This window comes from Gilliamella sp. Pra-s60 (assembly GCF_009795755.1).
Lineage (GTDB): Bacteria > Pseudomonadota > Gammaproteobacteria > Enterobacterales > Orbaceae > Gilliamella.
Genome location: NZ_WTFA01000004.1, coordinates 77,311 through 89,676 on the forward strand (window position 1 = coordinate 77,311; position 12,366 = coordinate 89,676).

Annotated in this window: 9 protein-coding genes; all 9 read left to right on the forward strand. The window is 34.0% G+C overall.

Going from position 1 to position 12,366, the window contains the following annotated elements; genetic code table 11:
* Positions 1 to 9 precede the first annotated feature (9 nt).
* The 9 genes from purF to bamA all read left to right on the forward strand — a co-directional run bounded on the left by purF (position 10) and on the right by bamA (position 12,349).
* Positions 10 to 1,527: an amidophosphoribosyltransferase gene (gene purF / locus GQ596_RS04730; RefSeq protein WP_160400534.1), complete on the forward strand. Its 1,518-nt coding sequence runs from the start codon at positions 10 to 12 to the stop codon at positions 1,525 to 1,527.
* 357 nt (positions 1,528 to 1,884) lie between these two features.
* Positions 1,885 to 4,560, forward strand: a complete 2,676-nt coding sequence (locus GQ596_RS04735) for an inverse autotransporter beta domain-containing protein (RefSeq protein WP_160400535.1) — start codon at positions 1,885 to 1,887, stop codon at positions 4,558 to 4,560.
* A gap of 123 nt (positions 4,561 to 4,683) precedes the next feature.
* Complete coding sequence (locus GQ596_RS04740; protein WP_160400536.1) at positions 4,684 to 5,754, forward strand: hypothetical protein; 1,071 nt, start codon at positions 4,684 to 4,686, stop codon at positions 5,752 to 5,754.
* A gap of 265 nt (positions 5,755 to 6,019) precedes the next feature.
* Entirely contained in the window at positions 6,020 to 6,226 is a 207-nt protein-coding gene (locus tag GQ596_RS04745; RefSeq protein ID WP_160400537.1) for a YheU family protein, read from the forward strand.
* A gap of 89 nt (positions 6,227 to 6,315) precedes the next feature.
* Positions 6,316 to 6,945 carry a cAMP-activated global transcriptional regulator CRP gene (gene crp / locus GQ596_RS04750; protein WP_160400538.1) on the forward strand — a complete coding sequence of 210 codons (630 nt, stop codon included), beginning with the start codon at positions 6,316 to 6,318 and terminating at the stop codon, positions 6,943 to 6,945.
* A 51-nt stretch (positions 6,946 to 6,996) separates the two neighbouring features.
* On the forward strand, positions 6,997 to 7,728 hold the full coding sequence (locus tag GQ596_RS04755; protein WP_160400539.1) for an isoprenyl transferase: 732 nt from the start codon (positions 6,997 to 6,999) through the stop codon (positions 7,726 to 7,728).
* Complete coding sequence (locus GQ596_RS04760) at positions 7,722 to 8,564, forward strand: phosphatidate cytidylyltransferase (RefSeq protein WP_160400540.1); 843 nt, start codon at positions 7,722 to 7,724, stop codon at positions 8,562 to 8,564. The genes GQ596_RS04755 and GQ596_RS04760 overlap by 7 nt, the downstream gene beginning before the upstream one ends.
* Before the next feature lie 13 nt (positions 8,565 to 8,577).
* The gene (gene rseP, locus GQ596_RS04765; protein WP_160400541.1) at positions 8,578 to 9,897 is read left to right on the forward strand and encodes an RIP metalloprotease RseP; all 1,320 of its coding nucleotides are present in this window, start codon (positions 8,578 to 8,580) and stop codon (positions 9,895 to 9,897) included.
* Positions 9,898 to 9,922: 25 nt separating this feature from the next.
* Positions 9,923 to 12,349, forward strand: a complete 2,427-nt coding sequence (bamA, locus tag GQ596_RS04770) for an outer membrane protein assembly factor BamA (RefSeq protein WP_160400542.1) — start codon at positions 9,923 to 9,925, stop codon at positions 12,347 to 12,349.
* Positions 12,350 to 12,366 lie beyond the last annotated feature (17 nt).

The following is a 12,366-nucleotide window of genomic DNA, read 5'->3' on the forward strand; positions in this document are numbered from 1 at the left end:
AATCATAGTATGTGCGGTGTTGTTGGTATTGTAGGGTGTAGTACTGTTAATCAATCTATTTATGATGCATTGACTGTTTTGCAACATCGAGGTCAAGATGCAGCTGGTATTGTGACCATTGATAATCAAAATCGCTTTCGTTTGCGTAAAGCGAATGGTTTAGTTAAAGATGTGTTTCAAGAGCATCATATGCAGCGATTGCAAGGTAATTTGGGAATAGGGCATGTTCGTTATCCTACTGCAGGTAGTTCAAGTCCGTCCGAGGCGCAACCTTTTTATGTCAATTCACCTTATGGTATTGCGCTTGCTCATAATGGAAATTTAACCAATACCGATGAGCTTAGAAATAAAGTATTTGAACTCGCAAAACGTCATGTTAATACAAATTCCGATTCTGAAGTTTTACTCAATATTTTTGCCAATGAATTAGATAAGTTTCCTACTTTTCCATTGACTGCCGATAATATCTTTAACGCAATACATAATGTTCACAGTATTATTAAAGGCGCATATGCTTGCGTAGCAATGATTATTGGTCATGGTCTTGTTGCCTTTCGTGATCCTTATGGAATCCGCCCTTTAGTAATTGGTAAACGAGTCCTTGAAAATAAAAAAATTGAATATATGGTTGCATCCGAAAGCGTTGCTCTAGATATACTTGATTTTGAATTTATGCGTGATGTCGAGCCAGGAGAAGCTATCTATATTTCTCAAGATGGACAGTTATATTCTAAGCAATGTTCTGATAATCCGCAATATTATCCATGTATTTTTGAATATGTTTATTTTGCAAGACCGGATTCGTTAATTAATGGGGTATCTGTTTATCAATCACGTATTGAAATGGGAAAAAAGCTGGGAGAAAAAATAGCTAGAGAGTGGAAGGATATTGATATTGATGTAGTCATTCCTATTCCTGAGACCTCTTGTGATGCTGCTCTTGAAATTGCACGTATTTTAAATAAGCCTTATCGACAAGGGTTTGTTAAAAATCGCTATGTTGGTCGTACATTTATTATGCCAGGGCAAAGTGCTCGTAGGTTATCTGTAAGAAGAAAGCTCAATGCTAATCGCATTGAATTTGAAGGTAAAAATGTACTTTTAGTTGATGATTCCATTGTCAGAGGTACAACTTCAAAAGAAATTGTTGAAATGGTGCGTTCAGTTGGTGCAAAAAAAGTTTATTTAGCGTCTGCGGCACCAGAAATTAGACATCCAAACGTTTATGGCATTGATATGCCTGTTGCTAATGAACTGATTGCTTATAACCGAACAGTTGATGAAATTTCTGAAGCTATTGGGGCAGATAAACTTATTTTTCAAGATTTATCTGATTTAATTAATTCAATCACAGAACAAAATCCGAATATTCGCCATTTAGAGTGTTCTGTTTTTGATGGAATATACGTTACTGGAGGAATTGATGATAATTATTTATCATTGCTAGAACAAAAAAGAGGTGAAAGTAAAAAAATTTTGATGTCGAAAGAGTCAGAAAACCTAGAAATTTATAATGAAGGTCAATAAATAATAATTGTAGAAAATAAAAATATTATAGAAGGATATAAAATTACAATTTTATAATTTTTGTCTATTATTTTTATTTAAAGTATTAAAAATAATGGCATTTTCCTTGGTGGTTAACTATTTGTATATTATAATTATAAAATAGAATTTACAAAATAAATCAAAAAAAATTAAAAAAAAAACATAAATTATTTGGATAAATGACTTTTTTGTAATAAACTGTAAAAGTTAAATCTTTTTGTAAAGAAACGTAAAATTTGTAAATAAGAGTAAATAAATGTCATGCTATTGTTTTATAAGGTAAGTTGACTTTGTTATAGGTTTTACGTTATGCATAGAAAAATAAGGAATATTAAGATGAGAAGAAAACTTAATTTGACAATTGTTTCAGCATTTGTCATTGCTACATTAAGCTGGCAACCGGCTTTTGCTACTGATTCTAAGTTATCTCAAGATTCTGTAGATAGCAATAAAATAATTAAGTTAAAGGATGGAACAAAAGCTCGCGAGCTGATTAACAATCAACAGCGTAGCCTTTATCAAATAGCTCTTTTAAGTGGTATTTCTGTTTCAGAATTACGCGCAATGAATGCGGGGCGTTTTGATAAAAAGGATGTTGTTGACGTCGGTGAAAATATCGTCTTGCCTGAAAACTCTCCATTGTTACCAGCAATTACATCAAAAGATAATAAAAAAGATAAGCATGCTAACCTTCCACATTTAGGTTCAGATGATAACTATGATGTAAAAAAAGATAAAGATGCATTTTCAACACAAGTTGCCTCAACATTACAAACTTTAGCTAGCCAAGATTGGAAACAACTAACTTCGTCAGATAATGGTGGTATATCTGGGCATTTGAAAAACAAAGGTAAAGATTATGCCGAAAATTATGTACGTAACAATGTTAAAAACCAAGTGGTTGATCCAGCTCGTAGTGCCGTACAGGATTTTTTAGGCCGGTTTGGTACCGCTCAATTACAATTTGATTTGAGTGATAAAGGGGAATTTAATAATGTCAATCTGAAGTTGTTTAGCCCATGGTATGACACTGAAGATACATTAATATTTAGCCAAGTATCATTTCAAGAATATGAACATAATCGTCGAATTGGTAACCTAGGTGTTGGTCAACGTTGGGATGTAGCTGATAAAAAATGGTTACTTGGTTATAACGTGTTTCTTGATCATGACTTTCAACGTTCACACAATCGTTTAGGTGTTGGTGCTGAAGCGTGGACTGATTATGCTAAGTTTACAGCTAACTATTATCATCCTTTATCTGATTGGAAAGATTCTAAAGACTTTGATGATTATTTAGAACGAGCTGCAAGAGGTTTTGACATTAGATTCCAAGGCTATTTACCACAATATCCACATTTAGGTGGTTCACTTATGTATGAACAATACTATGGTGATAAAGTTGCCCTGTTTGGTAAAGATAATCTACAAAAAGATCCAAGAGCTGTTACAGTAGGTCTTGATTATACTCCAGTTCCTCTTTTCACAATTAAAGCTGATCATAAACGAGGTCAAGATAACAAGAAAGCTACTAAAGCTGAATTGACCATGAACTATCGTATTGGTACCCCACTAAAAGACCAATTGGATCCAGATATGGTTCAATCAGCTCGTTCTTTGAAGGGTAGCCGTTATGATTTAGTCGATCGTAATAATTATATTGTTCTTGAATATAAAGAAAAGAAAATGTCTGTCGATTTGGGGCTTGATCAAACTCAGCTAATTGAAGGGCAAACCTATGCATTGAATGTTAGCGTTCATAATGCTAAAAAATTAACAAATTTAGTATGGGCAGGTAACATGCTAGATATTGATGCAGGTGGTGGTTTTTTATGTATGACGACAGGAGCATGTACATCTTCTTCATGGCTTAATCCTCCAATTGATACAAATAACTGGAAAATTGTTGCTCCTAGTTATGTTAGTGCAGATGGTCAGCGATTACCTGTTAGTACAAATGGAAAATATTCTTTGTCTTTATCCGTCTCAGATAGTCGCGGTAAATCTGCAACATCTAATACAGTGAGTTTTGAGGTATTGCCAGATCCAGTGATGCGTAAAGTTGGGGTATGGGCTGTTGATACTTCAGGGAATAAAACAGTAATGACCTCTCAAATGGCAGATGGTTTAAGTAGTTTAACTGTGTTGGCTACTCTTGTTAAACCTAGAGTATATAATGGCGCAATCAATACGTTTCAAGATGTCGATGGGTTTAGTGATGAAAATGTAACAAATAGTATTCCTGTAACATTTAGCGAATTTTCGAAACTATGGACAGCAACTAGCAATGGTAGACAAATTGCTTTAATTGACGGTACTTCAGGTAATGTTAATCAATGTCCAGGTCAAGTTCCTTGTGTTATTGTAAAATCATTTGAAAAAATAGCAAAAGATCAAAATGTATCATCTCGTGCTTCAACTGCAGCAGGTTTACAAATGGTTGGTGATAGTTATGCGTTAGATGTTGCTTCGAATATTTCTGGAGCGGTTGATTTCTCAATTTCACTAGAAGAGTATGGTTTGGGTAAATCATTTAATCATGCAACTGTCAATTTCACTGGTGGTCTTCCTGGCGTAATTCAAATTTGGAGCAGAAATGTGTTAGTTTCTGAGTCAAATGGTGGAGCTCCACTTGTATTTTCACCATCAGGTCCAAATCAATATCTAGTTGGCGAAGACTATAGTGTCAAAGCATTTGCAGCAGATGGTACTCTAATGGCTTCTCCTTTCGTTATTTGGTCATTAGTTGATTCAAATTCAAATGCTTGCCCAGGTGTAGCAACAACATTACCAAATGCAACTAGTAATCCTAATGGGCCGTGGTTTAACGTAGCAATGGGGAACGATGCTCATTATACAATACAGGGTAGAAACACTAGTTATGCCACATCAGGTACTAGTATTCCTGCTATTGCTGGCGCGCCAAATAATCTAGATTTAAGAACAGTGAGTTCTAGTCCTCTTGCATGTGCTGGAGACCAAGGATTTAAATTGCAAGTAACAGTTTTATAATAAAGTAGTAAATAAAGGTTTTAATTACCGACTGGTGTCGGTAATCAAAAGGGTTCCCCTCCCTCTAAAGGGGGATTAGTATAAATACAAAGTATTAATTTATAGAAAAATAGGAAGTTAAAAATGAAAAATCTTACAATTAAAAAAGTTGCACTAGGGCTTTTTTTAGCTGGCTACGCCGCAAGTAGTGCGTTTGCAGTAGCACCGGTGCAAACTGTTAATACCATCGAAGGTACTAAACCTGTTTTAAATAGCCGTGGCGCTAACCCTATCGCTAACACCGTGACTGTTGATATATTCCATGCTAACGGCACTCCATATACTGCTGGTGATTCGATTTATGTAGGTGATAAAGTTCGTGTTACATATAGATTGACTGATGCCGATGGTGATAGTGATAACGCTGCTGCTGCTAAGGTAAAAGATTCATTTAAAGTTTTTACAAAAGCATCATCGGGCTCCACTTGGTCTCCAGTTACAGTTCAAGCAACAGCAAGTTATGATACTGCAGATACAGAGTTAGGTACAATTGAATTCGAATTAACTAGTGATTTCATTGGTAAGTCTAAAATTGGTTTCGTCATTCAACCAAGAACTGAATTCGGTGCGCCTTCAGAAGGTGATTGGGTAGCAATTGGTGATATCTTTGGTGGTGGTACCCCTGGTGTTGGTGGTAATGGTAGTAACCCAGGAAACAGTGGTGGTCCTGGTGGTGGTGGTAACTCTAGTGGTGGTAATACTGGTGGTGGTAATACTGGTAATGGTACAAACCCTGGTCCGATTGTCTCTCAAACTAGTCAGTTAGGTATTTTCTTAATTGATAATACGGGTGTTATTCAAAATAATGAAAGCTATACTAAGTCGGGTACTACTTTAGTACCTAAATATGGCGAAAGATATGCTGCTATAGTATGGGAAGACACAAATAGTGACAAAGTTCTAGATGCAGGTGAAAATGAACTCGCTGGATTTAGCTTTGAATGGCATGTAGTAGGTAATGGTATTGCTGAAAATGGTAACATAACTGCTGAAACTGGTACACTTAACAGTGATGGAAACCGAAGTAATGGAAATACAGATGATACTATCTTCTTAGGTTCTAAGAATCTTGCTAGAACTAAACATAATGGTATGTATAGTTTTACAACTCATAAAGCAGGTATTCAAGGTTACCAACTTCAAGTTAAAATGTAATTTAACTTATAATATTATAACCCCCTTTATGGGGGTTTTTTTATGTAAACTTATCATTTAAGTATCAGATTTATTTAGAGGTTACTTATTTAATTCTGTATGCTTTGTAATATATATAATAGTTATTTAAAATGAACCATTAAACCACTTCTATTTTAGTTCTAATATAACAACAGCTAGTAAAACAATAATAATTAAATTCATACTTCTTATTATTAAATTAATAAATTAAAATAGTAATAATGTTAAATTAATATAACTTACAATGAACATAGCTTGGCAAGATTTAGAACCTGAAACGTTAAATAATCTTATAGAATACTTCGTATTGCGTGAAGGTACTGACTACGGGTTGCAAGAAAAATCACTACAAGAAAAAGTTAATGATGTTAAACTTCAGTTAGTAAATGGCTCTGCGGTTATATTTTGGTCTCAATTACATGAAACAATTGATATTAAACTAATTAAATGATGATTAAAATGATTGTGTGTTAATATATGATTTATTGTGTAACTTTGTTATAGTGTCATCGTTGTAAATAAAATGGAGAGGTAGGAGTAATGATTGGTAAACAACAATCGGATACAACGTTAGAATGGTTTTTATCTCATTGCCATATTCATAAATATCCCGCTAAAAGTACCCTTATACATCAAGGCGAAAAAGCAGAAACTCTCTATTATATTTTAAAAGGTTCTGTTGCAGTTTTGATTAAAGACGACGAAGGTAATGAAATGATTTTGTCATATTTAAATCAAAATCAATTTTTGGGGGAATTAGGACTTTTTGAAGAAGGTACCGAGCGAAGTGCTTGGGTTAAAGCAAAAACAAGTTGTGAAGTAGCTGAAATTTCATACAAAAAGTTTAAACAACTAATTCAAGTCAACCCTGATATTTTAATGCGTCTTGCTAGCCAAATGGCAAGTCGATTACAAGTAACATCTGAAAAGGTGAGTAATTTAGCATTTTTAGATGTAGCTGGGCGCATTGCTCAAACACTTTTAAATCTTGCAAAACAACCTGATGCAATGACTCATCCTGATGGCATGCAAATTAAAATTACACGGCAAGAAATAGGACAAATAGTTGGTTGTTCACGAGAAACAGTTGGCAGAATTTTAAAAATGCTTGAAGATCAGCATTTGATTTCTGCACATGGTAAAACGATTGTCGTTTATGGTACACGTTAATTGGTCAAAATTATAAATTAATAAAATGATTGATACAATACGAGATATTGCATGACTCAAGAAAGAACTATTCCAAGTCATGTGGCTATAATTATGGATGGAAATGGACGCTGGGCACAGCAACGTAACCAATTACGTGCTATGGGACATCGAGCTGGTTTAAAAGCCGTGCGAAAAATTGTTGCTTATGCAGCAAGTTTGAGAGTAAAAGTCCTTACTCTATATGCGTTTAGTAGTGAAAACTGGAAGCGTCCTCCTAATGAAGTTTCAGCGCTGATTTCTCTTTTTATTTATGCATTAAATCGAGAAATCAAAAATTTACATAAAAATAATGTTCGTTTAAATATTATTGGTGATATCAGTCGTTTTAGTGAACATTTGCAAAATATGATTATTGAAGCACAAAATTTAACTAAAAATAATTCTGGTCTAGTGCTGAATATTGCTGCCAACTATGGTGGTCGATGGGATATTTTACAATCTGTTAAAAAAATGGCTATGCAAATAAAAAATAGAGAAATAACTTTAGAACAAGTGACAGAAGATCGTTTTGCTTCAACCATGTGTATGGGGGAGTTTCCCGAAGTAGATTTAGTTATTCGTACTGGTGGTGAATATAGAGTCAGTAACTTTTTGCTATGGCAAATTGCTTATTCTGAGCTTTACTTTACTGATACTTTATGGCCTGATTTTAACCCGAATTTATTTGATGAAGCAATTAATGCATTCAATGCCAGAGAGCGGCGTTTTGGAGGCATTCATAATAAGGAACAATCATGTTAATTCATCGTATACTTGCTGCAATTGTACTTATTCCGCTTGTTATAGCGGTTCTTTTTTTTGTTCCGTTGTCAGTGTTTTCTTTAGCTATTATTTTGGTTTGTGGGCTAGCTGCGTGGGAATGGGCTCAGTTTCTTCATATTTCTAACAAATATTTAAGGTTCATTTTTGCTATTTTAATCGTTATTTTGTTAAGCATACTTTATTTGATCCCCAATTCCTGTGAATTAAAAATAAGATTATTTACTATTATTTTATCTTTATCGATTATGTGGTGGTTAATTGCCTTATGCTTGGTGCTTACTTATCCTGATACAACTAAATATTGGTGTAATTCAATTATTATAAAATTGTTATTTGCTTTTTTTACACTAGTACCATTTTTTATTAGTATGATTGAATTACGATCCATTAACTATAATTCTAATTCTTATACCGGTGCAATTTGGTTGCTTTATGTCTTTGTGCTAGTATGGGCAACAGATACTGGAGCTTATTTTGTAGGCCGAACATTTGGTAAGAGAAAGTTAGCTGCAAAAGTATCACCAGGTAAGACTATAGAGGGCCTCATTGGTGGTGTTAGTGTGGCAATCATTATTAGTCTAATTATTTATTTATTTAATGTGTTTGATATAGCGTTTAGCGTATTTTTTATTAGCTCATTGTTAGCAATTTTAGTTTCAGTATTAGGTGACTTAACTGAAAGCATGTTTAAACGTGAAGCTGGTATTAAAGATAGCGGTCATTTAATTCCTGGGCATGGGGGGATTTTAGATCGTATTGATAGTTTAACTGCTGCTGTTCCTGTTTTTACTGCATTATCTTTTTGTTTACTATAAAAGGTGATTGATTTTGCTGTGGTCACTCTTATTATTTGTTATTACTATTAGTATATTAGTTACTATTCATGAGTTTGGACATTTTTGTATCGCTCGCTTATGTAAGGTTAAAGTCGAATGTTTTTCAATTGGTTTTGGTAAAAAACTGTGGTCACATAAATTTTCAAGTGGAACCGAATTGGTAATTGCTATGATTCCACTTGGCGGTTATGTTAAAATGCTTGACGGAAGAGTAACAACTTTATCAAGCAGTAACGAAAAATTTGCATTTGATAAAAAAAAGATTTGGCAGCGTGTTGCAATTATTTTTGCAGGTCCCTTGGCTAATTTTGCATTGGCGTTGATTATTTATTGGATTATTTTTTTGATAGGGGTAGTGAATTATCCAGTTAAAATAAAAAATGTAATACCTAACACTCCAGCTGCCTCGGTAGCAATTCCATTAGGATCTGAACTGATGAGCATTGATAATGTTAAAGTTGAAACATGGAATGATGTCAATTTAGCCTTAATTGCAGCAATGGGTAAATCAAATATAACTTTATCTTATGTTGATAGTACTGATAATAGTCAAAAAAAAGAAGTTAAAAAAAGTGTAGATATTAACAATTGGTATTTTGATATAGAAAAAGACTCAGCTATTATGGCGTTTGGTTTTATACCTAAAGAGTTGGAAATTTATCCAATTGTGAGTAAAATTGTTCCTGATTCAGCTGCTGAGCGAGCAGGTTTATGTATTGGCGATAAAATTATCAGTTATAATGGCCAATCGTATATAAATTGGAGTGACTTTTCCAATACAATTAAAAAGGCTCAAGCTATTAACTTAAAGGTTAATCGAGGGGATAAAGATATTTATCTTAAACTGGTACCAACCATTCAAGAGAATGGGGAAGGTGTTGCAGGCTTATATCCTACATCTGATGCAATGGTTGTTCAGTATGGTTTTTTAGATGGATTTAATAAAGGTATTGCGCAGACATTGTTAACTACAAAGTTAACAATTCGTTCGCTTTACCAATTAGTAACAGGTGTTATTGGTCTAAAACATTTATCAGGACCAATAACAATAGCAAAAAGCGCAGGGCAAACAGCAAGTTATGGTTTTACTCCTTACTTATATTTTCTAGCCTTTATTAGTATAAGTTTGGGGGTTATCAATCTTGTTCCATTACCTATGTTAGATGGTGGGCATCTTATCTTTTTATTTTTTGAAAAGATAAGAGGAAAAGCTTTATCAAATAAAGCGCAAGAACGTTTTTTTCTTATTGGCTTTATTTTATTAGCAGTAATAATGGGAATTGCACTATTCAATGATATTTTACGATTGTGATGGAATGAGGTTATAAACATTTACGATGAAAATAAATAAATTACTTATAGCATCTTTGCTGTTTAGTACTACAACAGCATTATATAGTTCCAATGCATTTTGTGTTGATGATTTTGTGGTAAAAGATATTAAATTCGAAGGTTTGCAACGTGTAACTGTTGGAGCTGCATTGCTTGAGATGCCAGTTCAGGTCGGTGACTATGTTAATGAATCTGACTTAGGTCGTATTGTCAAATCGCTTTATTCTAGTGGTAACTTTGATAATATTACCATTTCTCGTGATGGTGATCAGTTAATTATTCATGTTGAAGAACGTCCTACTATTGCTAGCATCACTTTTTCTGGTAATAAGTCAGTTAAAGATGACATGCTTAAGAAAAATCTAGATAGTTCTGGTATTCGTGAAGGTGAAGCATTAGATCGCACCATGCTTTCAGGTATAGAAAAGGGGTTAGAAGATTTCTATTATAGTGTTGGTAAATATAATGCTCAAATTAAAGCGGTTGTAACTCCTCTATCGCGTAACCGTGTTGATTTAAAATTAGTTGTGGCGGAAGGAAAATCAGCGTTAATTGATCAAATTAATATCGTTGGAGCTAAAGCTTTTTCATCAGAAGAACTTATTTCGCGTTTTACTTTACGTGATGACGTTCCTTGGTGGAATATGCTTGGCGATCGTAAATATCAAAAGCAAAAATTAGCTTCGGATTTAGATGAATTGCAGAGTTTTTACTTAAATCGAGGTTATGCTCGTTTTAATATAGAGTCCACACAGGTTAGTTTGACACCAGATAAAAAAGGTATTTACGTTACAATTAATATCCATGAAGGTGAACAGTATAAGTTATCTGAACTTGAATTTATGGGTAATTTTGCAAATCATAAAGATTCGGTTGCCAAGATTGCTAACGAAAAAGTAGCAATTGGCGAGCTTTATAATGGTAAAAAAATTACTGAAATTGAAGATAACGTTAAGCGTTTGCTAGCTAATTTTGGCTATGCATACCCTAGAGTATCAATTCAACCAGAAATGAACGATGATGCGCATACGGTTAAATTGATCGTTTTCGTTGATGTCGGTCAACGTTTCTATGTTCGTAATATTAAAATAGTAGGTAATACCGTAACAAGTGAAAGCGTAGTTCGTCGTGAACTTCGACAAATGGAGGGTGCTTGGTTAAGTAATGGATTAGTAGAACTAGGTAAACAACGTTTAAATCGACTTGGTTTTTTTGATACTGTTGAGGTAAATACAGAACAGGTTCCAGGTGTGGATGATCAAGTTGATATTATTTATAAAGTTGCTGAACGTAATACCGGTAGTATTAAATTTGGTGTTGGTGTTGGTTCTGATAGCGGTGTTAGTTTTAATGCAGGTATTTCTCAAGACAACTGGTTAGGCACTGGTAATAGTGTTTCATTTGATGTTAACACTACTGATACTGATAAAACAGCATCCATTTCTATTGTTGATCCTTATTTTACCGTTGATGGAGTAAGCTTAGGTGGTAGTGTTTATTATAATACCTATAAAAATGACGATAAAGATGACGAATCAGAATATTCAAGTAAAACATGGGGAGCATCAGCAAATTTAGGTTTTCCTATTAGTGAAAATAATTTTGTTCGATTTGGTTCAGAATTTGCTAACCATAGTTTATCTGATATGCAAGCTCAATATAGTATGTGGCGTTATTTTGATTCCATGGGCAAAAATATGAAAGATAAGCAATCATTTACTTACGATACAAATGATTTGTTGTTGAATGCTTACTGGACATATAATTCTCTAGATCGAGGATTTTTCCCAACTAACGGGCTAAAAATGACGGTGAGTGGTAAAATTACTGCGCCTGTATTTGATAATCGATTCTATAAACTGGTTTCAGATGCATCTTATTATTACCCAATTGATGATGATCATAATTGGATTTTCTTAAGTCGAGCACGATTTGGTTATGGTGGTGGTTTAGGTGGTAAAGAGTTACCATTTTATGAAAATTTCTATGCTGGAGGTGCTACAGTATTGCGGGGCTTTAAATCAAATACTGTTGGTCCTAAAGCAGTATATCTTAATAAAAATGGTACCTGTGATAGTTTGGATAATACATCTGGATGTACGAGATCAAAAGATGCAACAGGTGGTAACGCTATAGCTTTTGTTAGTACAGAGTTGATTGTTCCGACTCCTTTTGCTGGTGAAAAATATGCTGATAATCTAAGAACTTCTTTATTTTTTGATGCTGGTACTGTATGGGATACTGAGTGGAATTTAAAGGGACGAGATATTCCTGACTATAGCTCTCCATCGGATGTTAGAATGTCCGCTGGTCTCGCTGTTCAGTGGATGTCGCCATTAGGTCCTTTGGTCTTTTCATATGCTCATCCATTAAAGAAATATGATGGAGATTCATCTCAGCAGTTCCAGTTTAATATAGGTTCAACGTGGTAATTCCATGTTATAAATAA